At 64.1% G+C, this 25523-nt stretch carries 24 protein-coding genes; 9 read left to right on the forward strand and 15 right to left on the reverse strand.

What is annotated here, in order from left to right; genetic code table 11:
- Nucleotides 1–8: 8 nt before the first annotated feature.
- From AB3X95_RS04160 to AB3X95_RS04175, 4 genes are all read right to left on the reverse strand, one after another.
- A complete protein-coding gene (locus AB3X95_RS04160; RefSeq protein WP_176108333.1) occupies nucleotides 9–827 on the reverse strand; it encodes an ABC transporter permease subunit in 819 nt (272 codons plus the stop codon).
- Complete coding sequence (locus tag AB3X95_RS04165; RefSeq protein ID WP_176125577.1) at nucleotides 824–1756, reverse strand: ABC transporter permease subunit; 933 nt, start codon at nucleotides 1754–1756, stop codon at nucleotides 824–826. Before AB3X95_RS04165 ends, AB3X95_RS04160 begins: the two co-directional genes overlap by 4 nt.
- On the reverse strand, nucleotides 1753–2919 hold the full coding sequence (locus AB3X95_RS04170; RefSeq protein WP_368620778.1) for an ABC transporter ATP-binding protein: 1167 nt from the start codon (nucleotides 2917–2919) through the stop codon (nucleotides 1753–1755). Before AB3X95_RS04170 ends, AB3X95_RS04165 begins: the two co-directional genes overlap by 4 nt.
- 90 nt (nucleotides 2920–3009) lie before the next feature.
- Nucleotides 3010–4110 carry a polyamine ABC transporter substrate-binding protein gene (locus AB3X95_RS04175; protein WP_176125575.1) on the reverse strand — a complete coding sequence of 367 codons (1101 nt, stop codon included), beginning with the start codon at nucleotides 4108–4110 and terminating at the stop codon, nucleotides 3010–3012.
- A gap of 534 nt (nucleotides 4111–4644) precedes the next feature.
- On the opposite strand from AB3X95_RS04175, the gene AB3X95_RS04180 reads away from it, so the two are divergent.
- The 3 genes from AB3X95_RS04180 (at nucleotide 4645) to AB3X95_RS04190 (ending at nucleotide 7200) form a co-directional block, all read left to right on the forward strand.
- Complete coding sequence (locus tag AB3X95_RS04180) at nucleotides 4645–5946, forward strand: Nramp family divalent metal transporter (RefSeq protein WP_176125574.1); 1302 nt, start codon at nucleotides 4645–4647, stop codon at nucleotides 5944–5946.
- Between the two features lie 122 nt (nucleotides 5947–6068).
- Entirely contained in the window at nucleotides 6069–6272 is a 204-nt protein-coding gene (locus AB3X95_RS04185) for a DUF1289 domain-containing protein (protein WP_090800501.1), read from the forward strand.
- Between the two features lie 43 nt (nucleotides 6273–6315).
- Complete coding sequence (locus tag AB3X95_RS04190) at nucleotides 6316–7200, forward strand: uracil-DNA glycosylase (RefSeq protein ID WP_368620742.1); 885 nt, start codon at nucleotides 6316–6318, stop codon at nucleotides 7198–7200.
- A gap of 102 nt (nucleotides 7201–7302) precedes the next feature.
- On the opposite strand, the gene AB3X95_RS04195 is transcribed toward AB3X95_RS04190, so the two are convergent.
- Together AB3X95_RS04195 and AB3X95_RS04200 are read right to left on the reverse strand one after the other, a co-directional pair.
- Complete coding sequence (locus AB3X95_RS04195) at nucleotides 7303–8895, reverse strand: ABC-F family ATPase (RefSeq protein ID WP_176125573.1); 1593 nt, start codon at nucleotides 8893–8895, stop codon at nucleotides 7303–7305.
- A gap of 93 nt (nucleotides 8896–8988) precedes the next feature.
- Complete coding sequence (locus AB3X95_RS04200) at nucleotides 8989–9930, reverse strand: NAD(P)-dependent oxidoreductase (protein WP_368620743.1); 942 nt, start codon at nucleotides 9928–9930, stop codon at nucleotides 8989–8991.
- Nucleotides 9931–10177: 247 nt separating this feature from the next.
- Here AB3X95_RS04200 and AB3X95_RS04205 point away from each other — a divergent pair, with 247 nt between their 5' ends.
- A complete protein-coding gene (locus AB3X95_RS04205; RefSeq protein WP_176125571.1) occupies nucleotides 10178–10387 on the forward strand; it encodes a dodecin in 210 nt (69 codons plus the stop codon).
- A 109-nt stretch (nucleotides 10388–10496) separates the two neighbouring features.
- Here AB3X95_RS04205 and AB3X95_RS04210 read toward each other — a convergent pair whose 3' ends face one another.
- The 4 genes from AB3X95_RS04210 to AB3X95_RS04225 all read right to left on the reverse strand — a co-directional run bounded on the left by AB3X95_RS04210 (nucleotide 10497) and on the right by AB3X95_RS04225 (nucleotide 15422).
- Nucleotides 10497–11591 carry a BMP family ABC transporter substrate-binding protein gene (locus AB3X95_RS04210; protein WP_176108326.1) on the reverse strand — a complete coding sequence of 365 codons (1095 nt, stop codon included), beginning with the start codon at nucleotides 11589–11591 and terminating at the stop codon, nucleotides 10497–10499.
- 62 nt (nucleotides 11592–11653) lie between these two features.
- The gene (locus AB3X95_RS04215) at nucleotides 11654–12583 is read right to left on the reverse strand and encodes an ABC transporter permease (protein ID WP_176108325.1); all 930 of its coding nucleotides are present in this window, start codon (nucleotides 12581–12583) and stop codon (nucleotides 11654–11656) included.
- Nucleotides 12584–12623: 40 nt separating this feature from the next.
- Nucleotides 12624–13730 carry an ABC transporter permease gene (locus AB3X95_RS04220; RefSeq protein ID WP_176108324.1) on the reverse strand — a complete coding sequence of 369 codons (1107 nt, stop codon included), beginning with the start codon at nucleotides 13728–13730 and terminating at the stop codon, nucleotides 12624–12626.
- A 93-nt stretch (nucleotides 13731–13823) separates the two neighbouring features.
- Nucleotides 13824–15422, reverse strand: coding sequence for an ABC transporter ATP-binding protein (locus AB3X95_RS04225; protein WP_368620744.1), 1599 nt, complete (start codon nucleotides 15420–15422; stop codon nucleotides 13824–13826).
- Nucleotides 15423–15694: 272 nt separating this feature from the next.
- Here AB3X95_RS04225 and AB3X95_RS04230 point away from each other — a divergent pair, with 272 nt between their 5' ends.
- Nucleotides 15695–16627: a LysR substrate-binding domain-containing protein gene (locus AB3X95_RS04230; RefSeq protein WP_368620745.1), complete on the forward strand. Its 933-nt coding sequence runs from the start codon at nucleotides 15695–15697 to the stop codon at nucleotides 16625–16627.
- 74 nt (nucleotides 16628–16701) lie between these two features.
- Here the strand turns inward: AB3X95_RS04230 and AB3X95_RS04235 are convergent, their stop codons facing one another.
- Nucleotides 16702–18090 carry an 8-oxoguanine deaminase gene (locus AB3X95_RS04235; protein WP_368620746.1) on the reverse strand — a complete coding sequence of 463 codons (1389 nt, stop codon included), beginning with the start codon at nucleotides 18088–18090 and terminating at the stop codon, nucleotides 16702–16704.
- Nucleotides 18091–18590: 500 nt separating this feature from the next.
- Here AB3X95_RS04235 and uraH point away from each other — a divergent pair, with 500 nt between their 5' ends.
- The 4 genes from uraH (at nucleotide 18591) to AB3X95_RS04255 (ending at nucleotide 22187) form a co-directional block, all read left to right on the forward strand.
- A complete protein-coding gene (gene uraH, locus AB3X95_RS04240; RefSeq protein ID WP_176125568.1) occupies nucleotides 18591–18944 on the forward strand; it encodes a hydroxyisourate hydrolase in 354 nt (117 codons plus the stop codon).
- Nucleotides 18945–19113: 169 nt separating this feature from the next.
- Entirely contained in the window at nucleotides 19114–20307 is a 1194-nt protein-coding gene (locus AB3X95_RS04245; protein ID WP_176108320.1) for a urate hydroxylase PuuD, read from the forward strand.
- A 270-nt stretch (nucleotides 20308–20577) separates the two neighbouring features.
- Nucleotides 20578–20844 (forward strand): helix-turn-helix transcriptional regulator, encoded by a 267-nt coding sequence (locus AB3X95_RS04250; protein WP_008920757.1) that lies wholly within the window; start codon nucleotides 20578–20580, stop codon nucleotides 20842–20844.
- Nucleotides 20841–22187: a type II toxin-antitoxin system HipA family toxin gene (locus AB3X95_RS04255; protein ID WP_176125566.1), complete on the forward strand. Its 1347-nt coding sequence runs from the start codon at nucleotides 20841–20843 to the stop codon at nucleotides 22185–22187. Before AB3X95_RS04250 ends, AB3X95_RS04255 begins: the two co-directional genes overlap by 4 nt.
- Nucleotides 22188–22282: 95 nt before the next feature.
- Here the strand turns inward: AB3X95_RS04255 and AB3X95_RS04260 are convergent, their stop codons facing one another.
- The 4 genes from AB3X95_RS04260 to puuE form a co-directional block, all read right to left on the reverse strand.
- Nucleotides 22283–22795, reverse strand: coding sequence for an ureidoglycolate lyase (locus AB3X95_RS04260; RefSeq protein ID WP_176125565.1), 513 nt, complete (start codon nucleotides 22793–22795; stop codon nucleotides 22283–22285).
- On the reverse strand, nucleotides 22792–23802 hold the full coding sequence (gene alc, locus AB3X95_RS04265; protein WP_176368917.1) for an allantoicase: 1011 nt from the start codon (nucleotides 23800–23802) through the stop codon (nucleotides 22792–22794). The genes AB3X95_RS04260 and alc overlap by 4 nt, the downstream gene beginning before the upstream one ends.
- Nucleotides 23803–23869: 67 nt before the next feature.
- Nucleotides 23870–24391: a 2-oxo-4-hydroxy-4-carboxy-5-ureidoimidazoline decarboxylase gene (gene uraD, locus AB3X95_RS04270; RefSeq protein WP_176368918.1), complete on the reverse strand. Its 522-nt coding sequence runs from the start codon at nucleotides 24389–24391 to the stop codon at nucleotides 23870–23872.
- Nucleotides 24388–25338 (reverse strand): allantoinase PuuE, encoded by a 951-nt coding sequence (gene puuE / locus AB3X95_RS04275; RefSeq protein ID WP_018435546.1) that lies wholly within the window; start codon nucleotides 25336–25338, stop codon nucleotides 24388–24390. Before puuE ends, uraD begins: the two co-directional genes overlap by 4 nt.
- Nucleotides 25339–25523 lie beyond the last annotated feature (185 nt).

The following is a 25523-nucleotide window of genomic DNA, read 5'->3' on the forward strand; positions in this document are numbered from 1 at the left end:
GCGCGACCTCAAACCGCCATCACGGCCCGCTTGCGCTCCGCGCGCTGCATGAAGAAGTTCGCCGCGACCACGCCGACCGTGACGACCGCGATGAACAGCGTCGCGAGCGCATTCATCTCCGGATTCAGGCCGAGACGCACGCGCGAGAACACGACGAGCGGCAAGGTCGTCGAGCCGGGACCCGACAGGAACGCGGACAGCACGAGGTCGTCGATCGACAGCGTGAACGACAGCAGCCAACCCGACACTAGCGCCTGTGAAATCAGCGGCAGCGTCACGGAGAAGAACACGCGCAACGGAGTCGCGCCGAGGTCGAGCGCGGCTTCCTCGAGCGACGGATGCAGCTCCCGCACGCGCGACTGCACGATGATCGCGACGTACGAAATACACAGCATCACGTGGCCGATCCAGATCGTGAAGATGCCGCGTTCGGCCGGCCAGCCGATCCAGCGCGCCATTTCGATGAACAGCAGCAGCAGCGAAATGCCCTGAATCACTTCGGGGATCACCAGCGGCGCGTTGATCATGCCCGTGTACAGCGTGAAGCCGCGAAAGCGGCCCATCCGCGCGAGCACGAAGCCGGCCCACGTACCGATGATCACCGACGCGAACGCCGTCAGCAAGCCGATCCGCAGCGACAGCCACGCCGATGTGATGAGCTCGTCGTCCCGCAACAGCGCCGCGTACCAGCGTGTCGAAAAGCGTGTCCACACCGTGACCAGTTGCGATTCGTTGAACGAATACACGACGAGGCTAACGATCGGGATATACAGAAACAGAAAGCCGATGCCGAGAGCAATCAGCTGCAGCATGCGATTCGGTTTCATTGGCGGCCCTCCTCCAATGCCTTCGCCTGCGCATGCTGGAACAGCGCCATCGGCACCAGCAGCAGCAACACCATCGCGCAGGTGACGGCGGACGCCATCGGCCAGTCCGCATTGTCGAAGAACTCGTTCCACATCACGCGGCCGATCATCAGCGTGTTCGCGCCGCCGAGAAGTTCCGGAATCACGTACTCGCCGACCGCCGGAATGAACACCAGCAGGCAGCCCGCGACGATGCCGTTCTTCGACAGCGGCAGCGTGATCTGCCAGAACGCCTTCCACGGCTTCGCACCGAGGTCGTAGGCGGCTTCCAGCAAGGTCAGGTCCATTTTCACGAGGTGAGCGTAAAGCGGCATCACGAGAAACGGCAGGTACGAATAGACCATGCCGATGTAGACCGCCGTGTTCGTGTGATACAACTCGATCGGCGTATGGATCAGGCCGACCGACATCAGGAAGTTATTCAGCAGCCCGTTGTTCTTCAGAATGCCGATCCATGCGTACACGCGGATCAGGAACGAAGTCCAGAACGGCAGCATCACGGCCATCATCAGCAGATTGCGGGTGGCTGCATTGGAGCGCGCGATGTAGTACGCCATCGGATAGCCGATCAGCAGACACAGCAGGGTCGAAATCGCCGCAACCACGACCGAATTCACATAGGTCGCGAAGTACAGGCTGTCGGTCAGCAGAAACGCGTAGTGCGACAGATCGAGCGTGATGTGCAGCGCGCCTTCCGCGAAGGTGACGAGCTGCGTGTACGGCGGAATGCCGAGCTGCGAATCGGCGAAGCTGATCTTCACGACCAGCAGGAACGGCACGAGGAAAAACAGCAGCAGCCAGATGAACGGTCCCGCCACCACCGCGCTACGTCCCGTGAGCTTCAGACGCCGCACGGGCCACGTGAAAAACGAGCGAAGCGCTTCTTTCATGACGTCAGCACCACGCCGGCCGATGCGCTCCAGCGCACGTAGACTTCGTCGCCCCAGGACGGCGGATCGATTTCGGTGAGCGCGAGGCTCGTCACGTTCGCGATGACGGTCTTGCCGCCCTCGAGCTTCACGTGATACAGCGAATAGCCGCCCATGTACGCGATATTAGTGACGACGCCTTTGCCCCAGTTGTACGCGCCCTCCGGTGGCTTGCGCGTGAGCGCGATGCGTTCGGGCCGCACCGAAATCGTCACCGGCATGCCGAGCGGACCCGTGATGCCGTGATTGACGTGCAAACGGCAAGTCAGATCCGGCGTTTCGATAAATACGTGATCGGGTTCGTCCTCGACCGTGCGGCCTTCGAACAGATTGGTCGAGCCGATGAATTCCGCCGAGAAACGGCTGTTCGGATACTCGTAGACTTCATGCGGCGTGCCGAGCTGCACGATCTGGCCTTCGCTCATCACGGCGAGGCGGTTGGCCATCGTCATCGCTTCTTCCTGATCGTGCGTGACCATCATGCAGGTGACACCGACCTGGTCGAGAATGTTGACAAGCTCGATCTGCGTGCGCTGGCGGATCTGCTTGTCGAGCGCCGACATCGGCTCGTCGAGCAGCAGCAGCTTCGGCCGCTTGACGAGCGAGCGCGCGAGCGCGACGCGCTGCTGCTGGCCGCCCGACAGCTGATGCGGCTTGCGCTTCGCGAAGCGGCCCATCTGCACGAGTTCGAGCGCGTTGTGCACGCGGTCTTTCAGCTCGGCCTTCGGCACGCCTTCCTGCTTCAGGCCGAACGCGACGTTCGCCTCGACCGTCATGTGCGGGAACAGCGCGTACGACTGGAACATCATGTTGACCGGCCGGCGATACGGCGGCAGTTGCGCGAGGTCTTCGCCATCGATCAGGATCTTGCCCGACGTCACGGTTTCGAGCCCGGCCATCATGCGCAGCAGGGTCGACTTGCCGCAGCCCGAACTGCCGAGCAGCGCGAACAGCTCGCCCTTCTTTACCGTCAGGTTGACCCCTTTGACCGCGACGGTCTCGCCGAACTTCTTCACGACGTCGACGATCTGGATGAACTGCTCCGCTGCGGCTCCCGTAACGGTGCTCGGGCCTGTCGACGGCACGGCCGTCCCGGCCAGCACGCCCGGCTGGTCACTACTCATCATAATGCTGCTTCACTCCGGCGTTTGACGAACAAAGCCCCCGGTGAACACCGAGGGCTTCATAGGCTTCTTATCTGTTTGTTGCCGCGCTTAGCGGCCGGACTTGAACTCGGTCCACAGTCGCGTTTGCAGCCGCTGGATTTCCTGCGGCAGCGGTTTCAACAGGAACAGCGTCTTGATGGTTTCCGGCGACGGGTACACGGCCGGGTCGTTCGCGACGTCCTTGTCCACGTACTTGCGCGCTTCCATATTGACGCTCGGGTAGTAGACGGCATTGGTGATCGCGGCGTGCACCTGCGGCGTCTCGATGTAGTTGATCCACTCGAGTGCGGCTTCCTTGTGCTTCGCGTCCTTCGGAATCGCCATCACGTCGAACCACACCGGTGCGCCGCCCTTCGGCACGAAGTACTCGATCTTGTACGGCTTCTTCGCTTCGAGCGCGCGATGCTTGGCGATCACGACGTCGCCCGACCAGCCGTACGCGAAGCACACGTCGCCGCCGACGAGGTCGTTGATGTAGCCCGACGAGTTGAACTGCGTGATGTACGGACGGATTTTCTTCAGCATTTCGAGCGCGGCGCGGTAGTCGGCCGGGTTCGTGCTCATCGGGTCCTTGCCCATGTAGTGCAGCGCGGCCGCGAACATCTGGTCCGGCGCGTCGAGCACCGACACGCCGCAGGCCTTCAGCTTCGAGATGTTTTCCGGCTTGAACAGAATGTCCCAGTTATCGAGCGGCACGTCCTTGCCGAGGATCTGCTGGACCTTCGTCACGTTGTAGCCGAGGCCGGTCGTGCCGTACGCCCAGGGCACCACGTACTTGTTGCCCGGATCGGCGCCGGCGACGAGCGCCATCAGCGACGGGTCGAGGTACTTCAGGTTCGGCAGCTTCGATTTGTCGAGCGGCTCGAAGATGCCCGCGGCGATCTGCTTGCCCGCATAGTTGCTGGTCGGCACGACGATGTCGTAGCCCGAGTTGCCGGTAAGCAGCTTCGCCTGCAGCGTGTCGTCGCTGTCGTAGTTGTCGTACTTGACCTGAACGCCGGTCTGTTTCGTGAAGTTCGGGATCGTATCCTTCGCGATATAGTCGGACCAGTTATACACGTTCAGCTGCGTATCTTTCGCAGCGGCCGTCAACCACGGCGCCGCGCACAAGATCAGCGCCGCCACCTGCCCCACTATCCGTTTGTTCATCCCGTTCTCCGCTCCCGTCGTCACTCAAGCCGCGCGCTCGCGTGCACGGCCCCCTGAAAACCCCGAAAACTACCACCAATTATTGCCCACTCCAAAAAAAACCCGGAGCTGTCGCGCAAACGGCACAGGCTCTGGCCGCACCCTTGCAAAATGGCCGCAATTTTAACGGGTTATCGGCGCGTGTCTACCGGAAAATACGCGCGCCGGGGTCGCGCTTTCCCCGCTCTGGCGCAGGTTGCGGGGGTTTCGTCGCGTCGCTGTTATCTGCTTGTCAGGTCGGCGTCGGCTCGCACCTGGCCGGGGCGCCGCTCGCGCCCGCGCGGGTGCCGGACGCTGCATGCCGGTGCAGAGCCGCGTCGGCGCGGCAGCGCACCTTTCACGCGCACCGGCTTCGCCACGACGGCTCGAATGCTCCTATCATGATCCATTGATGCGGATTGCGCGACGTCGCCGCGCGACGGCCGGCCAGCCGCTGCGCGCCTGCGGTGGGCATATGACTTGCAACAGGCTGCGTTTCCCGGAAGCTCTGGCACGATGAACACCAATCCTTTCGCGATGCGTCCCAACCGGCGCCGGCGTCTGCCGGGCGAGCCGACGCGTCCGGCGCACTGGTTCTCGTTCCTCGGCGCCGGCGCGCTGATCGCGGTCGGCTATATCGACCCCGGCAATTGGGCGACCGCGCTCGGCGCCGGCGCGGGCTACGGCTACCGCCTGCTCGGCATCGTCCTGCTGGCGAGCCTGATGGGGATGCTGATGCAGTGGCTGTCGTCGCGCCTCGGCGTCGTGACCGGGCGCGATCTGGCGCAACTGTGCCGCGAGCGCAATGGCCGGCGCGCGACGCTGTTCTTATGGCTGACTAGCGAAGTCGCGATCATCGCCGTCGACGTCGCCGAGGTGGTCGGCAGCGCGGTCGCGCTGCAACTGCTGCTCGGCGTGTCGCTGACGGTCGGCGTGCTGATGTCGGCGGTCTGCACGTTCGCGCTGCTCGCGCTCCGGCAGAAAGGCGGCCGCAGGCTGGAAGCGGTGATCGCCGCGCTGATCGGCCTCGTCGGTCTGTGCTTCGTCGTGCAGCTCGCGCTCGCGCGGCCCGACTGGCACGCGGCGCTCGCCGGCACCGCGCCGAGCATCGAGCTGATCAGAAGCGCGGGCATGCTGTGGCTCGCGGCGGGCATCGTCGGCGCGACGGTCATGCCGCACAACCTGTATCTGCATTCGGCGCTCGTCAAGCACCACGCGCCCGAAAGCAGCGACGCGCAGATCAAGGCCGCGCTGCACGTCGTTAATATCGACACCTTCGGCTCGCTTGCGTTCGCGTTCGTGATCAACGCCGCGCTGCTGATCGTCGCGGCCGCCGTGTTCTATGCCAGCGGCCATCGCGACGTCACCGATCTGGCCGATGCGCATCGGCTGATCGCGCCGCTCGTCGGCAACCGCTGGGCCGGCATCCTGTTCGCGGCGGCGCTGCTCGCGTGCGGACTCAGCGCGACCGTCACCGGCACGCTGGCCGGTCAGGCGGTGATGGAGGGCTTCCTGCGGCTGCGCTTGCCGCGCTGGAAACGCGCACTGCTCACGCGTGCGCTCGCGATCGGGCCGGCCCTGCTCGCGGTGGGCATGTTCGGCCAGCATGGCTCGAATCAGTTGCTGGTCGCGAGCCAGGTCGTGCTGAGCCTGCAATTGCCGCTCGCGGTCGTGCCGCTGATCCGCTGTGCGTCCGATCCGACGCTGATGCGCGGCTGGCGTGTGCACGGTCTGCCGCTCGTGCTGGCTTGGCTGTCGGCGTGGTTCATCATTGCGCTCAACGGCGCGTTGTTGTGGCAGCTGGCGACCGGGGCATGACGGCGGCCGCGCACGTCCGCGCGGCCGTCGTGAACTTCGCATCGCGCTGACGCCGCTTGCAAGGCACGCTCCGCGCATCGGTTAACATAGCGGAACTTTGCCTCCCCGCCCCAAGGTTTCCGATGACTTCGAATCTCCACGATCTTCCCGACAGCCCGTGCATCGGCGTCTGCTCCACGCTCTTCGACGAGGTCTGCAAAGGCTGCGGCCGCACCGCGACCGAAGTGTCGAACTGGGTGTTCCTCAGCGACGAGGAAAAGCGCGCGATCTGGACCCGGATCGAACGGGAAGGCACGGCGATGCGCTTTCAGAACGACAAGGTGTGAGCCGGTCGTCTGCACGCATCGCAGTTCGAGGTTGCTTGCGACCATGAAGAATGCCGGGATGTCCCGGCATTTTTTTGGTTTGTGGTTTCCTCTGTGCGCGTTGGAAGCGCATGCATCCAAACCCGAGAACGCTTCGGAAAACTTCGGCTCCATGACCACCACCAGGGACTTCGTTCAGTGCCTCGCGCAATGGCGCCGAATGGCCCACGTGTTCAATCCGTGGTCCGAGACCGATGAACGCGATCAGCCCGGCATCAACGCGCCACTGATTCGCCAGCAACAGCTCGCCGCCTACCTGCAAGCCCGCCGGACGAGCGTCAAGGTGATCCTGATTGCGGAAGCGCTGAGCTGCCGCGGCGGACGTTTCACGGGCATCGCGATGACCTCCGAGCGGATTCTGCTTGGCAACGATGCGAAGCTCAACGGCTTCGCCAGTAGAACGGAGTGCGGCCCGCTACCGGACTATCTGCCGGGTTCGGCAACCCGCACCAGTTGCCGCGATGCGCTGCCTCGAATGACGGACCGCGAATACGGTGTCTATGAGAGAACGGCCTCGGTCGTCTGGCAGACGATGCTTTCCAATGGCTTCGATCCAACCGAGTTCGCGCTATGGAATGCATTCCCGTTTCATCCGTTCGCGGACGAAGACACCGAAAGCAACCGCCGCCCCACGAATCCAGAGCTACATGCGACAGTCCAGATTCTGACTGACTTCATCGGCCTGTTCCCTCCAAACGTGCGGTTCGTTGCGCTTGGACGGGAAGCGGAAAGCGCGCTGCTCAGTCACCCGATGCGGCCGCTGCACGAACTCGTGAGGCACCCTACAGCTAGAGCGGCGAAACCTGCAAATAGCGCGGTTCAAGCGAAGAATCGCCCCATGGGTACGCTGGATGAAGTCATTCGACGGCTCGCGCTGAGCCGGCATTAGTCCAGCGCCTGGGGCACCGGCTAGCCACCAAAACAAAAGGCCCACGCGGGCAAACTGCCAGCATGGGCCTCTGGGGATCGCTGAAAACCAGCGACCCAGCGCTTATTGAACGCCCTGACTCGCCAGGAAGTCCTCATAGTTGCCGCCGAAGTCGTTCAGCGTGCCGTCCGTGCGCACTTCGATGATCCGGTTCGCGAGGCCGCTGACGAACTCACGGTCGTGCGAAACAAAAATCAGCGTGCCTTCGAACTTGTCCAGCGCGATCTGCAGCGACTCGATCGACTCCATGTCCATGTGGTTGGTCGGCTCGTCCATCAGCAGCACGTTGTGGCGACCGAGCATCAGCTTGCCCCAGATCATGCGGCCTTTCTCGCCGCCCGACAGCACCTTGACCGACTTGCGGATGTCGTCGGCATTGAACAGCAGGCGGCCGAGAGTGCCGCGCACCATCTGCTCGTCGTCGCCTTCCTTGCGGTACTGGTCGATCCAGTCCATCAGCGTGACGTCGTCCGGAAACTCTTCGTACGTGTCCTGCGGCATGTAGCCGACGTTCGCGTTTTCCGCCCACTTCACCGTGCCGTGATCGAGTTGCAGATTGCCGAGCAGCGAGCGCAGCAGCGTGGTCTTGCCCGCGCCGTTCTCGCCGATGATCGCGATACGCTCGCCCGGCTGCACGCTGATGCTGAAGTTATTGAAGATCGAGCGCTCGTACTTCTTCGAAATGCTCTCGGCGACCACCGCGATGTTGTGCAGCTTCTTCTCGAACTCGAAGCGGATGAACGGATTCTGCCGCGACGACGGCTTGAATTCCTCGATCTTGATCTTGTCGATCATCTTCAGACGGCTGGTCGCCTGGCGTGCCTTCGACTTGTTCGCCGAGAAGCGGCGCACGAAGTCCTGCAGATCGGCCACGCGCTCCTTCGCCTTCGCGTTGGCGGCCTGCTGACGCTCGCGCGCCTGGGTGCTTGCGAGCATGTAGTCGTCGTAGTTGCCCGGATAGACCTTCAGCGTGCCGTAGTCCATGTCGGCCATGTGCGTGCAGACCTGGTTCAGGAAGTGCCGGTCGTGCGAGATGATGATCATCGTCGAGTTGTACTGGTTCAGAATATCTTCCAGCCAACGGATCGAGTTGATGTCCAGGTTGTTGGTCGGCTCGTCCAGCAGCAGCACGTCCGGCTTCGAGAACAGCGCCTGCGCGAGCAGCACGCGCAGCTTCCAGCCCGGTGCGACGTTGCTCATCGGGCCGTTGTGGTCTTCGATCGCGATGCCGATGCCGAGCAGCAGTTCGCCCGCGCGCGCTTCGGCCGTGTAGCCGTCGTACTCGGCGAACTTCGCTTCGAGTTCGGCCGCGTGCATGTAGTCGTCGTCGGTCGCGTCGGGGTTCGCGTAGATCGCGTCGCGCTCGGTCATCGCGGCCCACATTTCGGTGTGGCCCATCATCACGACGTCGAGCACGCGCACGTCTTCGTATGCGAACTGGTCCTGACGCAGCTTGCCCAGACGCACGTTCGGCTCGAGCATCACGTTGCCCGAGCTCGGCTCCAGATCCGAACCGAGAATCTTCATGAAGGTGGATTTACCGCAGCCGTTCGCACCGATCAGGCCATAGCGGTTCCCTTCCCCGAATTTGACCGAAATGTTCTCGAAGAGGGGCTTCGGCCCGAATTGCATGGTGATATTGGCAGTAGACAGCACGGCGCGTCCCTTTGAATGTGATATCGGCGAAAAACCCAATATTTTAGCAGGTTTAGAGATTTCAACCCGACAGTTCGCCCGCCCCGGCCCGCGTTACCCGTTCGAGCCGTCGCGCGGCGTCTGCAGAATGTCGATGAAGGCCGAAAAATCCGCGTCGGCGAGCCCCATCGCGGCACCGAGTCGCAGCAATTGCTGGATCGTCGACGCGACCGGCATCGGCGTGCCGGTCTCGTAGGCGGTCGCCGCGACCGTATCGACGTCCTTCTGGAACGTGCGCAACGCGCCGATCGGCGCGAGATCGCTTTGCGTCATCCGCGGCACGAAGGTCCGCAGCAGCACCGAATCGGCCCAGCCGCCGGCGAGCGCCTCGGGCAGCTTCGCGGCGTCGATGCCGCTGCGCTGCGCGAGGCTCACGGCCTCGGCGATCGCGGCGACGGTCGCGGTGACGATCGCCTGATTGCACAGCTTCGCGGTTTGCCCGGCGCCGACCTCGCCCATGTGCGTGACGCGGGCGGCATAGGCATCGAGCAAGGGGCGCACCGCGGCGAGATCGCTGGCCGCGCCGCCTGCCATGATCGCGAGCGTGCCCGCCGTGGCGCCGGCGACGCCGCCCGACACCGGTGCGTCGATCCAGCCGATCGAAGCGCCATCCCGACAGGCTCCCGCGCCCGCCATCCCGCCCTGCCCGGCGAAATCCGCCACCCTTCGCGCCAGCGCGCGCGTCGCTGCAGGCGCAATGCTCGAATGATCGACGATCCAGCGCACACGGCGCGGAGTCGAAGGATCGCCATCGAGCAGCCCCGCCGGGCCGAACACGGTCTGTTCGACCGCCGCCGCGTCCGCGACGCACAGCAGCACCGCGTCGCAGCGCGCGGCCAGCTCACGCGGCGCATCGACGACGTGCGCGCCCTCGGCCCGCAACGCCTCGGCCTTCGCTCGCGTGCGGTTCCACACATGCACGGTATGGCCCGCGCGCAGCAGGTGCCGGATCATCGGCGCGCCCATCAGACCAGGGCCGCAAAAACCAATTTCCACGTTCGAACCTCGTTGCTATCAGATTGAATGGGTTATGTTGCGTACACATGATAGCGACCATGCGATACCGGGCACGCGACGTGCGGCATCGATGGTCCGGGCAAAGACGTTTGATCCGCCGCGCAGGCGATGACGCTCGCGAGCACGCATATGTCCGACGGACTGCGCGAACCGTTGCCTATACTTTTTCCATGCGCGTTTCCGAGCAGCGTTTTATCGACCAGCGGCGCACACCAAGGAGGAATTCATGTCAGAACACGTTTACAAGAAGATCGAACTGACCGGTTCGTCGAAGACATCGATCGACGACGCGATCACCACCGCGATTGCCAAAGCGTCGGAAACGCTGCGCAATCTGCACTGGTTCGAGGTCACGGAAACGCGCGGCCAGATCGAGAACGGCAAGGTCGCGTACTGGCAGGTCACGCTGAAGGTCGGCCTGCGCATCGAGGACTGAGCGGCGACCGCACGACACGCTTGCGCGCTGCGACGCGCAGGCCGCAAACAGAAAAGCTGCATCCAGCCCAGGCTGGATGCAGCTTTTTTTCAACAGCGGACCGCCCGCTTTACTTCGGCAGCGCCCCGTCGACACCCTCGACGTACCAGTTCAGGCGCTGCAATTCCGCATCGGTCAGGGTCTTGCCTTCCGGCACCTTCACCGTGCCCGACTGATCCTTGATCGGGCCAGTGAACACGTCGCGCTTGCCGCTCGCGAGTTCTTCGCGCCTTGCGGCGACCTGCTTCTGCCCATCGGCCGGAATCGCCGACGTGTTCAGGTTTTCGAGGTTGACGGCCTTCTGCGGAATGCCCCACCACACCGGATCGTTCTTCCACTTGCCGTCGAGTACCTGCTGGATCACCGCGCTGTAGTACACGCCCCAGTGCGCGACCACCGAGCCGAGATGCGCATCAGGACCGAACTTCTTCATGTCCGAATCCCAGCCGAACGCGTGCACGTGCTTCTCCGAAGCTGTGGCGAGCGTCGCGCTTGAATCGGTGTTTTGCAGCAGCACGTCGGCGCCCTGGCCGATCAGCGTTTCGGCGGCCTGCTTTTCCTTGCCCGGATCGAACCAGCTGTTGATCCAGATCACCTTCGTATGCACCTTCGGGTTCACCGAGCGCGCACCCAGCGTGAACGCGTTGATGTTACGCACCACTTCCGGAATCGGCACCGACGCGACGAAGCCGAGCGTGTTGCTCTTCGTCACGTAGCCCGCGGCGACGCCGGCAAGATACGCGCCCTGGTACATGCGTACGTCGTAGGTGCCGAAGTTCGGCGCCTTCTTGTAGCCGGTCGCGTGCAGGAAGATGGTGTCCGGGAAGTCCTTCGCGACTTTCAGCTGGAAGTCCTGGAAGCCGAAGCTCGTGCCGAAGATGATCTTGTTGCCCTTGTTGGCGAGATCGCGGAACACGCGCTCGGAGTCGGCCGATTCCGGCACGTTCTCGACGCGCGTGACCTTGATCCGGTTACCGAACTTCGCTTCCGCTTCGCGTGAGCCTTGATCGTGCGCGAAGGTCCAGCCGGCATCGCCCGGATTGCCGAGATAGACGAACGCGACGCCCGGCACGTCGGCGGCCTGCGCGGTTTGCGCGAGCGGCGCGGCAAGTGCCAGCGACGCCGCACCCCACGCGAAAGCGGTCAGCAGATTTCTTCTCTTCATGTTTTTCCCCTGTCGTGATGAGCGAATAGTAGTGAGCGGATTGACAAAAAACTGTGTCGCCGTCAGCCCGCCGAAAAAAACGGCTTGCCGAGCGACGCGGGCGCATTCAGGCGAATCGTGTTCGGATTGCGCGAGATCAGCGCCAGCACGACGATCGTCGCGACGTAGGGCAGCATCGCGAGGAACTGCGTCGGCACCGGCACGCCGATCGCCTGCGCGTAGAACTGCAGCCCCGTCACCGCGCCGAACAGCAGCGAGCCGATCAAGAGACGTCCCGGGCGCCACGTCGCGAACACGACGAGTGCCAGCGCGATCCAGCCGCGGCCCGAGGTCAGGTTCTCCTGCCACAGGTGCAGATTGACGATCGAATAGTAGCCGCCCGCGAGCCCCGCCATGCCGCCGCCGAACGCGACCGCGCCATAGCGCACGCCGACCACCGGAAAGCCGACCGAGTGCGCGACCTGCGGCGATTCGCCGACCGAGCGCAGCACGAGCCCCGCGCGCGTGCGGTACAGGAACCAGCCGATCGCCGCGAACATCAGGAACGCGAGGTAATCGAGCGGCGTGAGCGTAAACAGCGCGGGACCGAGCACCGGGATTTTCGACAGGCCGGGGATCGTCCACGTATCGATCGTCGCGCGCACCGCGGCCGACGTGTACGGCTTGCCGACGTACGCGGACAATCCGATGCCGAAGATCGTCAGGGACAGGCCAGTCGCGACCTGGTTGGCGAGCATCGTCAGCGTCAGGAACGCGAACAGCAGCGACATCGCGAGACCGGCGCCGATCGCGGCGAGCACGCCGAGCCACGGGCTGCCGGTGATCGACGTGACCGCGTAGCCGCTGACCGCGCCCATCAGCATCATCCCTTCCACGCCGAGGTTGAGCACGCCCGATTTTTCGGCGACGAGTTCGCCGGCGCCCGCGAACATCAGCGGGATCGACGCGGTGATCGCGCTCGACGTGAGCGCGCTGGCTTGCTGGATATCCATATCGAGTTCTGAAAGCGGTTTAGCGAGCTGATTGGCAAGCTCAATGACCCACTGCCACAGCCGAGCGGCGCCGCACGCGGTAGTTCACGAACAGATCGGCGCCGAGCAGGCAGAACAGCAGCAACCCCTGAAATACGCCCGACAGCGCCTGCGGCAATTGCATCGAGGTCTGCACCGCTTCGCCGCCGAGATACAGCAGCGCCATCAGCAGACTGGCGAGCACGATGCCGAGCGGATGCAACCGGCCGACGAACACGACGATGATCGCGGTGAAGCCGTAGCCCGGCGACCACGTCGCCTGCAACTGGCCGATCGGACCGGCGATCTCGCCCATGCCGGCGAGGCCGGCGAGGCCGCCGCTGATCAGCAGCGAGGTCCAGATCGTCTTCTTGTCGGAGAAGCCCGCGTAGCGCGCGGCGAGCGGCGCGAGTCCGCCGACGTTCATCCGGTAGCCCGCGAAGCTTTTGCGCATGAACAGCCAGACGAGTGGAATCGCGATCAGCGTGAGGAACACGGACGCGTTCAGGCGCGTGCCGCGCAGAAATTTCCAGTGCCAGTCGCCATACAGCGTCGGAAACAGCGCGTCGCCACTGAACATCTCCGACAGCGGAAAGTTCATGCCCTGCGGATCGCGCCACGGGCCGCTCACCAGGTAGATCAGTAGTTGGGTCGCGACGTAGGTGAGCATCAGGCTCACGAGAATCTCGTTGGTATTGAAACGGCTCTTCAGGAATGCGGGAATCGCAGCCCACGCCATGCCGCCGAGGATGCCCGCGAGCATCATCGTCGGCAGGATCCACCAGCCGCTCGCCTGATCGAAATAGATCGCGACGCCGCTCGCCGCGATGCCGCCGAGCAGCATCTGCCCTTCGGCGCCGATGTTCCACACGTTCGCGCGATAACCGATCGCGAGACCGAGGCCGATCAGGCACAACGGCGACGCCTTCAGCAATAGCTCCGACCAGCCGTTGATGCTCGACAGCGGCTCGATGAAGAACGCGTGCATCGCCTGCAACGGGTCGCGGCCGACGAGGCCGAAAATCAGAAAGCCGATCGCGAGCGTCAGCACTGCGGCGATCAGCGGCACGGCGAGCTGCATCGTGCGCGAGGGCGTGGTGCGGGCTTCGAGTCGATAAGGAAGCATCATGGGTGGCGTGGGTTTGTTCGGGTTCTGTTCTTCAGGGTCCGCATTCGAGTGCGTGCTTAGCGTTTTGGCGTGGCCGGCGGGCAACGCGTCGCCTCACGCATGCGCCGGTTGGTCTGCCGCAGGCGCCGCGCCCTCGCGGTCGCCGAATAGCCCCGCCATCCAGCGGCCGATTTCCTCGGCGTTGGTCGCACCGGTCGCGCGCACCGGCGAGAGCCGCCCGCCCGCGAGCACCGCGATGCGATCGCAGATATCGAACAGCTCTTCCAGTTCCTCCGAGATCACCAGAATCGCGACGCCGCGCGCCGACAGATCGAGCAGTTGCTGACGGATGAATGCGGACGCGCCGACATCGACGCCCCACGTCGGCTGCGCGACCACCAGTACCTTCGGCGCCTGCAAAATCTCGCGGCCCATGATGTATTTCTGCAGATTGCCGCCCGACAGACTTTGCGCGAGCGCGTCGGGGCCGCCGCAGCGCACGTCGAACGCGTCGATGCAGCGCTTCGCGAACGCGCGCATCGCGCCCGCCCTGATCCAGCCTGACTTGACCATGTTCTGCCGATGCGCGGTCAGGAGCGCGTTGTCGGCAAGGCTCATCGCCGGCACCGCGCCGCGGCCGAGCCGCTCCTCGGGCACGAAGCCAAAGCCGAGCGCGCGCCGGTGGCCCGCGCCGAGGCGCGCGGCCGGTCTGCCGCAGATCTTGATCGCGTCGGCCGGCAGGCTGCGTTTTTCAGCGCGCTTTTCTCCGGACAACGCCGCGAGCAGTTCCGCCTGGCCATTGCCCGACACGCCGGCAATGCCGAAGATCTCGCCCGCATGCACGCTGAACGACACGTCGCGCAACGACGTGCCGAACGGATCGTCGCTCGCGACCGACAACTGCCTGACGTCGAGCAGCACCGCGCCCGGCTTGTGCTCGCGCCGCGTGTAGTCGGGCAGCGAGTGGCCGACCATCAACTGCGCGAGCGACGCATGCGTCTCGTTCTTCGGCGTCACATTGCCGGTCACGCGGCCGCCTCGCATCACGGTCGCGGTGTCGCACAACTCCTGGATTTCGTCGAGCTTGTGGCTGATGTAGAGAATGCTGCAGCCTTCGGCCGCGAGCCGACGCAGCGTCGTGAACAGCTTGCGGACCGCCTGCGGCGTCAGCACCGAGGTCGGTTCGTCCATGATCAGCAGACGCGGATTCTGCAGCAGGCAGCGCACGATTTCGACGCGCTGGCGCTCGCCGACGGTGAGGCTGTGCACGTGCCGTTGCGGATCGATGTCGAGCCCGTAATCGGCCGACACCTCGCGAATGCGTTTCGCAAGGGACTTCAGATCGAACGGTTCGTCGAGCGCGAGCGCGATGTTTTCGCCGACCGTCAGCGTTTCGAACAGCGAGAAGTGCTGGAACACCATGCCGACGCCGAGCTTGCGCGCGGCCGCCGGGCTCGCGATGTCGACCGTCTCGCCTTCCCAGCGGATCTCGCCGGCGTCGGGCCGCACCGCGCCGTAGATGATCTTCATCAGCGTGCTCTTGCCCGCGCCGTTCTCGCCGAGCACCGCATGGATCTCGCCGGGTGCGACGACGAGCGTGACGTCGTCGTTGGCGCGCACGGCCGGGTACTGCTTGGTGATGCCCGTCAGCGCGAGCCGGGGCACCGCCTGGCCGGTGAGTTGTGCGCCGTCGCTAAGTGGAGTGTCGCTCATGAGATTCCGTAGTGCGTTTGAGACGCCGCTTGCTGCCTGAATACCGCCGGGTCGACGTCGATGACGTCCACCGTGCCGACGGGCGATCCGTCACCACAACCGAATGACGATACCTAATTCGACCCACTCAGTCGAGTTGACAAAATTCCCGCAAACCCGCGCCGCTACAAGCTCTGCGGGTATGTCACCCTTGACGTCGTTTTTCGTCCATATTAAAACCCATATACCCCTACGTCCGTTCGATCAGCCAGCACATATATTTCGGAGAATCCATGAGCCAGCAACGCGAGGCGATCGACACCTACCTGCTGCGCGTGTTGCACACGCTACTGATGGAGCGCAGCGTCACGCGCGCCGCCGTCAAACTGAATCAGTCCCAACCCGCGATCAGCGCGGCGCTGCGCCGTCTGCGCGACATCACCGGCGACCCGCTGCTGGTGCGCGGCAAGTCCGGCATGGTGCCGACGGAGTACGGCCTGCGCCTGCTCGAACCGGTGCAGAACGCGCTGCGCGAAATCGAGCGCATCAAGTTCCAGCAGCACAACTTCGATCCGGCCACATCCATCCGCTGCTACCGGATCGGCTGTCCCGACTACCTGAACGTGCTGTTCGTGCCGACAGTCGTCGAACGTTTTCGCCAGGCCGCGCCGAACGCGACGCTCGAATTCCATTCGCTCGGCCCCGCGTTCGACTACGAACTCGCGCTCGAGGACGGCAAGCTCGACATCGTGGTCGGCAACTGGCCGGAGCCGCCCGAGCAATTGCATCTGTCGAACCTGTTCGTCGATCAGATCGTCTGCCTGATGAGCAACTCGCATCCGTTTGCCAAACGTGGCGGGCTCACGCTCGACCAGTACCTGAACGCACCGCATCTCGCGCCGACGCCGTACTCGGTCGGCCAGCGCGGCGCGATCGACGTGCATCTCGCGCGCGAGCGGTTGAAGCGCCATGTGGTCGTCACGCTGCCCTACTTCAATCTCGCGCCGTACGTGCTGATCAAATCCGATCTGATCTTCACGACGACGCGCCTCTTTGCCGACTACTACGCGAAGTTCCTGCCGCTGACCGTGGTGCCCGCGCCGCTCGACTTCCCGCCGATGCAGTACTACCAGCTGTGGCACGAGCGCGTGCACTACTCCGACGAAGTGCGCTGGCTGCGCGGGCTGGTTGGCGAGACGACCCGGACGTTGATCGACAAGCCCTGAGCCCGCATGCGGCACCGCTCAGATATCAACGACTCGCGGCATCCGCGCGTGAGTGCCGCCCCTTCCGCTCAAGCTCAAGCCGCCGCCTCGTAAAGCTGCCGCGCGAGCGCGTTATGCCGCTCGATCACCGGCCCGAGTTCGAGCGTCGCCAAGCGCCCCTCCTTCACCACCACCTTGCCGTCGATCACGCTATAGCTGACCTGCGACGGCGCGCAGAATACCAGAGCCGCCACCGGATCGTGCAGTGCGCCGGCAAAGTGCGGCGCACGCAAATCGAACGCGACGAAATCCGCGGCCATGCCAGGCGCGAGCGCGCCGATGTCGTCGCGATTGAGCACGCGCGCGCCGCCCAGGGTCGCGATTTCGAGCGCCTCGCGCGCGGTCATAGCATCGGGCCCGAAACCGACGCGCTGCAGCAGCAGCGCCTGGCGCACTTCGGCGATCATCTGCGCAGCGTCGTTCGACGCCGAGCCGTCGACGCCGAGTCCAACCGGCACGCCCGCGAGCCGCATGCGCTTGACCGGCGCGATGCCCGACGCGAGCCGCATGTTCGAGCACGGACAGTGCGCGACGCCGGTGCCGGTGCGGGCGAACAGCGCGATGCCCGCGTCGTCGAGTTGCACGCAGTGCGCATGCCATACGTCGCGGCCGACCCAGCCGAGATCGTGCGCATACTCGGCCGGCGTCATGCCGAACTTCTCGCGGCTGTACTCGACGTCGTTGCCGTTCTCCGCCAGATGCGTGTGCAGCGACACGCCGTAGTGGCGCGCGAGCAGCGCCGATTCGCGCATCAGGTCGCGGCTCACCGAAAACGGCGAGCACGGCGCCACGACGACGCGCAGCATGGAGTAGCGCCCGTCGTCGTGATACGTCTCGATGAGACGCTGCGTGTCCTTCAGGATGTCCGCTTCGCGCTCGACCACCGAATCGGGCGGCAAGCCGCCGTCTTTCCGTCCCACGCTCATGCTGCCGCGCGCCGCATGAAAGCGCATGCCGATGCGGCGCGCCGCGGCGATGCTGTCGTCCAGACGGCTGCCGTTCGGATAGATATACAGATGGTCGCTCGACGTCGTGCAGCCCGACAGCAGCAGCTCGGCCATCGCGGTCAGCGTCGATACTTCGATCATGTCGGGCGTGAGGTTCGCCCACACCTTGTACAGATTCGTCAGCCAGCCGAACAGCTCGGCGTTCTGCGCGGCGGGAATCGCGCGCGTGAGGCTCTGGTACATGTGGTGATGCGTATTGACGAGGCCGGGAATCACCAGGTGGCCGCGCAGGTCGAGTACCTGATCGGCCGTTTGCGGCAGTTGCGCAGTCGGCCCGACCGCGACGATCCGGTTGTCCTCGATAAAGAGGCCGGCGTCGCGCAATTCGCGCCGCTCGCCATCCATCGTGACCAGCACGTCCGCGTGCTTCACGAGCATCGTTTTGCCGGGTTGTTTCAGTGCTTCATTCATCGTCATTCGTCTGTCCGCCTGATTGCCTGCATGCAAAGCCGTTCGAACGCGATGCGGCGGCACGCCACCGTGCCGCCGCGTTCGGTTGAACGCCGTTGGCCCGGTTACCCAGCGTGAATCGCCGTCTTCGGGGTTTGCCGTGCCAAAGGCCTGCCTTTGCACGGGTGTGTCGCACAGCGCTTACCTTCGGTAGCCAAAATCCCGCTGGCAACTCGCGCGGCTGCGATACCCAACTTCACACCGCCAATATAGTGGTGCATTTTTGGCGCCGGTACGATCGGCCGATGAGCCGGCGCGGCTTTCGACTGGCTGTCCATCATGCGCGAACTATTATCTTTCCTATCGCTCGCGCGCTGAACAGGGCATCCTTTTTACAATGGCTGCCACGGCGCTCGCTTCAATTCGCCGACGGGTATGTAGCCACTGACGTGGAGCCTCGATCCGCCGAGAAACGTAATGGATCGGGCCGCCGCCGACACCTCGCATTCACACAAGGACAATTGCGAATGGGCAAGCTCACTACCCACGTGCTCGACACCGCGAACGGCCGTCCCGGCGCAGGCATCAAGGTCGAACTCTTCGCGCTCGCCGCAGACACGCGCCGCGCGCTCAAAACCACTGTCACCAATCACGACGGCCGCTGCGACGAGCCGCTGCTCGAGGGCGACGCGCTCGTCGCTGGCGAGTACGAACTCGTGTTCGGCGCGGGCGACTACTTCGCGTCGCTCGGCACCAGCTTGCCGGAACCGCGCTTCGTCGATCGCGTCGTGCTGCGCTTCGGCGTCGCCGATGCCAGCGCGCACTATCACGTGCCGCTGCTGGTGTCGCCGTTTTCGTACAGCACGTATCGGGGCAGCTAGCCCTGCCGGATGCAAGCGCGTCCGCTTCGGCACGAACAGACACCAATACGCACAAGCGCCCCGCGATACCCACAACAAGCCGCGCTGCGTCTTCTATCCGCAGTCGGCGCGATGACCGGCGACGTCGAACGTCATCGCGCGCACAACGAATCAGAAGTGGAGGAGTTTCATGGAAGGCTTTATCACCGACTGGTTGAACCTCGCGATTCGCTGGTTCCACGTCATCGCCGCCATCGCATGGATCGGCGAATCGTTCTATTTCGTCGCGCTCGACAACAGCCTGAAACCGCCGACCGATCCGAACCAGCGCCGTCGCGGCGTGTTCGGCGAGCTGTGGCACGTGCACGGCGGCGGCTTCTACAACATGCAGAAGTACACGGTCGCGCCGCCGGAAATGCCCGAAGACCTGCACTGGTCGAAATGGCCGTCGTACACGACGTGGCTGTCGGGCTTCGGCCTCTTTACCGTGCTGTACCTGTTTTCGCCGAGCACCTACCTGATCGACAAGAACGTGCTCGACATGGGACCGGTGGTCGCTGTCTCCTCGGCGATCGGTTTCCTCGCGGCCGGCTGGATCGTCTATGACTCGCTGTGCCGCATTCTCGGCACGCGCGACAAACTGCTTGGCATCTGTGTCGGCGTATATGTGCTGATCGCGGCGTATCTCGCCTGTCATATCTTCGCGGGCCGCGCGGCGTATCTGATCATGGGCGCAATGCTCGCGACGATCATGTCGGCCAACGTGTTCTTCGTGATCATTCCGGGCCAGCGCAAGATGGTCGACGCGATGCTCAAGGGCGACACGCCGAACCCGATCTATGGCAAGCGCGGCAAGCAGCGCTCGGTGCACAACACCTACTTCACGCTGCCGGTCGTGTTCGCGATGCTGTCGAACCACTACGCGATGACCTATACGCATCCGTACAACTGGGCGGTGCTCGTCGTCATCATGCTGGCCGGCGCGCTGATCCGTCAGTTCTTCGTGATGCGCCATCGCGGCCAGGTGTTGTGGTATCTGCCGCTCGTCGGCGTGGCGCTGATGTGCACGGCGCTCGTGTGGACCATGCCGCGTCCGGTAGTGCCGCAGGCGCAGGCCGCCAACGCGCCGACGCTGAAGGTCGCCGACATCGCGCCGGTGCTGCAGCAGCGCTGCGTGGCTTGCCACTCCTCGCATCCGACGATGATGGGCAGCGCGCCCGCCGGCGTGCTGATGGATACCCCCGACGAAATCTCGCAGAACGCACAGCGCATTTACCAGCAGGCGGTTACGTTGAAAGCGATGCCGCTCGGCAACGTCACGCACATGACCGACGACGAGCGGATGAAGATCGCCGCGTGGTTCGAAGGCGGCGCGGCGAAGTAAAGACGTCTGTCCGGATCACGATTCCGGTTCCGAGGTAGAGGCTGGTGTGTGTACGGGCTTGTCGCGAGAGCGGCAAGCCCGTTGTCGTTTGGGGAGGAATGGCGGGTCCGTCAGTGGCATCGATACATTAGATTTGTCGCCCTTGGGCCACAAACTAAGCCAAAGATGCATAAAATGTAGCCCTAGAGGCACAAAAACAAACAAACTTGTTGTGCCTCTTGGGCTACAATAAATGGCAAATATGCTGAATTTGACGCCCTGAGGCCACAAATGACCAACCTCGCCGATGTCTCGGACATGCTGAAAGCCGTACGACGCGACAGCAAGCTATCGCAGGAAGAGCTTGCGCGCCGCGCGGGCGTGGCCCGCACGACCGTCGCGCGGATGGAGACGCTCGCCAAAAACGATATGAGCGTGTCCGTGCTCGTGCGCCTGCTTGAAGCCGCCGGTTACGACCTCAAGTTCGTCGCGCATGGACATGGCCGCACGCTCGAAGACATCCTCGCTGAACAGCGCAGCCCGGACGCGCAGCCATGAAGCTCGACGTTCAGGTACTGGGCAAGAACGTTGCCACGCTGTTTCGCGAGCGCGACGACTATGTCCTCAAATACAACCGCGATGCGAGCGCGGCCGACTTCGTCAGTCTGACGATGCCGGTGCGCGAAGAGGCCTGGCGCTGGCCGCGCGACCTGCATCCGTTTTTCCGGCAGAACCTGCCCGAGGGCTATCTGCTGAATCTGATCCGCGAGCAATTCGGGCCCTTGCTCGACGGAACCGATCTGTCGCTGCTCGCCGTCGTGGGCTCGATGGGGATCGGCCGGGTCACCGTCACGCCAGAAGGCGTGGCGCCGGGCACCGAACTGGAGGCGCTCGACGTCCAGCACATCCTGCACGGCGACAACACCGCCGAACATTTCGCGCAACTGGTGCGTGAATACGCGCGAGCGGCCATTTCAGGTGTCGTGCCGAAGTTCATCGCGCCGGAAGCGCAGCCTGCCGCATCGACACCGTTGCAGCTCGGAAAGCCGACGATTCGAACGAGCCGTCACATCGTCAAAGGTTCGGACGACAACACGCCCTTTCTCGGTTTCAACGAGTTCCATTCGATGCGGGTGCTGGAGCGGCTCGGGGTGGCGCCCGTTGCGCGCACCCAGATGTCGGACGATGGCCGGGCGCTCGTCGTCGAGCGCTTCGATGTCGACGAAGATGGATTGCCGGCGTACGGCGTCGAAGACCTGTGCGGCCTGCTCGGTTTGCCCCCGCACGAAAAATACAATTCGACCAGCGAGAAAATGCTCAACGCGGCAAGAGCGTATCTGCTCGATCGCGACACCACGCGAACGCAGCTCCAGCAGCTCGGCTGGCATCTGCTGACCAACTACGTCGTGCGCAATGCGGACTGCCACACCAAGAACGTCGCGCTGTTCTATACGTCGGTCGACGATGTCGCGTTCACGCCCGTCTACGATGTCGTGACGACCCAGGCTTATCCGCGCTTCGCCGCCAATCCGCCGGGCCTCGCCATCGACGGCCGCAAGACCTGGGCAGCCGGTAAAACCCTCGAACGCTTTTTCAACACTCGCATGGGCATCGCTCCGCGGCAATATGCGCAAATGGTCGAGGCGCTGTGCGACTCGGCTGTCGACGTCGGTCACGAGTTGATCGAGGCAGCGCGCAACGAACCGCAGTGGCGCACGGTCGCCAAGCAGATGCTGCATGCGTGGGACGACGGCATGACATCGCTGCGTTCGCCAAAGAAGAGCCTGCAATTCAGCGGGCTCAAGCCGGCCATCGAAGCAGCGGGATTTTCGGCGCCGGAGCCGCCCGAGCGGTCAAGAGAAGTCATCGGGCATTCGCCGCTGCTCGGCAGGCGCAAGTGATCGTCATCCATGCAAGAAAGCCCGCGACGTAACGCACGTCGCGGGCTTTTCTTTTCAACCGCAACGCTACCGGCTACCCGGCAGCTGCATTGCCATCAAACCACCACCGCGCTCAACGCATCTTCCGTGAGCCAGAGCGACTCCGCCAGATCCTGCTCGTTCAGATTGAGCCCCTCGCCGCCACGATCGACGACGATAAAGTCGCTCATCTCGCCCAACGCGATCAGCGGATGGTGCCATACGCCCTTCGCGTAGTTGACGCCCTGCCAACCACTCGTGACGAACGCGCGAATCTTCGCCGCGTCCAGTTCGCCCGCGGGTGCGACGACGACCAGATACGGCTTGTCGTTCAGCGGCACGAATGCCTGGCTGCCGAGCGGATGACGCTCGAGCATCTTCACTTCGAACGGCAGCGCGCGCGGCTGGCCACGAAACAGATTGACGAGCGTGCGGCCGTGCTCGTCGGTCACGTCGACTTTCGCGAGGTCGTGATAGCGGATCGTCGTGCCGCGGTTGATCGGAATCTGCTTCGCGCCTTCGAGTTCGATTACGTCGCCGAATGCGGCGAACGCCTCTTTCGTCAGCGGTTCGATGGCGAGCGTTTTCATTCGAGCGTACCCCACAGACGCAGACGCGACACCCCGCCGTCCGGATAGATGTTGAAGCGCACATGGGTGACGGGCCCGAGCGCCGCGATCTCGCTTTCGAAGAAGTGCTGCTTGTCCATCTGCAGTTTCTGTTCGCCGAGCAGCACCGGCCAGAACATCGCCTGCGTGACGAGCGAGCTGTCGGTGCCGCCCTTCACGTACGCGGCCTGGATCGAGCAGCGATCCGGATAGTTGCCCTTGAAGTGCGCGGTGTCGACTTCGATCTTGCGGATCACCCCCGGCTGCGCGAGTGCGATGATCGCCCAGTCGTTGCCCGGCTCGCGACGACGACGCGTTTCCCAGCCGTCGCCCATATTCACGCCGCGACCCGGCATCAGCAGCGTCGAAGCCGCGCCGAAGTGCTGGTTGTTCGCGCTAACCAGATATGCACCGTTTTCCATCGCGGCGAGATCGAACTGCTCGGTGCGGCTCGCGCCCGCCCAGTCCACCTGCGGCTGACCGTACACACGCAGACGCGCGATGCCGCCGTCCGGATAGATGTTCACGCGCAGATGCGTGTACGCGTTCGCGTCGGCGACTTCGAGGTAGTGGTGGCTATTGCCCTGCAACGTGGTGGACGGCACGATCTCGGTCCATTGCGTCGACTGGTTCGGCTCGCCATCGACGACCCGCGCCGCTTCCACCGACGCCGCCGGCGGGAAGTTGCCGGTGAAGTGGCTGGTGTCGAGGTCGAGTCCCTTGATCACACCGGGCCGCGCGAGCTTGACGACACACCAGTCGTAGCCGGTCGTGCGCTTGCGGCGCGTTTCCCAGCCGTCCATCCACTTGCCGTTGTCGTCGTACTTGCCCGGAATGAAGACGGCCGGTTCCGGATTCAGCATGCGGTCCTTCGGCGCGAAGAATTCGTCGCTAGCCTCGAGCGCCTGCGCGCCCAGACGCGGGTCCGCCAGATTCACGTAACGGCGCGTGAATTCCGGTGCGTTGGGGTCGAGAATCGGAAGTGCCATCTTTGTCGTCCTTGATATCGATTGGTGCGGGAAAAACGTTGCGGCTCGTTGCGTGACGCGGTGCGCGTCACACGCCGATCAGGTCGTCGAGCCGCAAACGTGCAATGCGATAGATCTGATCGAGGCTCGCGCGCATCTCGTCGGCGCGGCTATTGTTCATGCGCGATTCGAAGTTCGCGATGATGCCGTGGCGGTCGTAGCCGCGCACCGCGAGAATGAACGGAAAGCCGAACTTCTCGCGATACGCGTGGTTGAGCGCATGCAGCTTGTCGAACTCTGCCTGCGTGCATTGCGCGAGCCCGGCGCCGCTTTGCTCGCGGGTCGATTCGGCGGTCAGCTCGCCACGCACCGCGGCCTTGCCGGCCAGCTCCGGGTGCGCGTTGATCAGCGCGAGCTGCTTGTCCTCGCCCGAGGTTTCGACGATCTGCGACATGCTGCGATGCAGCTCGTCGATGCTCGCGAACGGCCGCTGCCGCGCCGCAATCTCCGCGACCCACGGCGAGTGCTCGAAGATGCCCGACAGCGTCGCAACGAACGCGTCGGTCGAGAGGCTGTTGAGTTGGTCCAGGGTGTATTGCATCGCCTTCATGCCGCAGCCTCGCGGTTGTCCTGTTGGTAAGGATGAGTCTCGTGCCAGTGCCGCGCGATATCGACGCGCCGCGACACCCATACGCGATCGTGCTGTTCGATGTGATCGAGAAAGCGCTGCAGCGCGCGGAAACGCCCCGGCCGTCCGAGCAGCCGGCAGTGCATGCCGATCGACAGCATCTTCGGCACTTCGTCGCCCTCTTCGTACAGCACGTCGAACGCGTCGCGCAGGTAGGTGAAGAAGTGGTCCGCGGTGTTGAAGCCTTGCGGCGTCGCGAAGCGCATGTCGTTGGTGTCGAGCGTGTACGGCACGATCAGTTGCGGCACGCTCTTGCCGCCCGCCACCTCGACGTCCATCCAGAACGGCAAGTCGTCGCCGTAGTAATCGGAGTCGTACAGGAAGCCGCCGTATTCGGCGACCAGCCGATGGGTGTTCGGACTGTCGCGGCCGGTGTACCAGCCGAGCGGCCGCACGCCGGTCACGCGCTCGATCGCCTCCATGCCGAGGCGCATGTGCTCCGCTTCCTTCTCCGGCGACATGTCCTGATAGTGAATCCAGCGATAGCCGTGGCACGCGATCTCATGCCCGAGTTCGACGAACGCCCGCGCGACTTCCGGATTCCGCTCGATCGCCATGCCGACGCCGAACACCGTCAGCGCCAGATCACGTCTTTCGAATTCGCGCAGGATGCGCCACACGCCCGCGCGCGAGCCGTATTCGTAGATCGACTCCATGCTCATGTGCCGCGCCGGATACGCCGCCGCGCCAACGATCTCCGACAGGAACTGCTCGGAACCGGGGTCGCCGTGCAGCACGCAGTTTTCGCCGCCCTCTTCGTAGTTGAGGACGAATTGCACCGCGACGCGCGCTCGCCCCGGCCAGTTCGCGTGCACCGGGTGGCGGCCGTAGCCGATCAGATCGCGTGGGTAGTTCGGGTCGAGTGGCATGGTTTGACGGATGCGTAGTGACGGGACCAGGAATTTGCGTGAAGCTCGCGCATGAAGCTCGAGCTCGAAACCCCTCGGCAACGACGCCGGAACTGACCTTTGCAAGCGCTCGTTCGGAGGCTTCAGCGGCGGCCGAAGCCGCCGCACCGAGTTGACCCAGTGTAGCGAAAACGCCCTGGTGAGCC

The sequence above is a fragment of the Paraburkholderia sp. BR13444 genome, assembly GCF_040948755.1.
GTDB lineage: Bacteria > Pseudomonadota > Gammaproteobacteria > Burkholderiales > Burkholderiaceae > Paraburkholderia > Paraburkholderia youngii.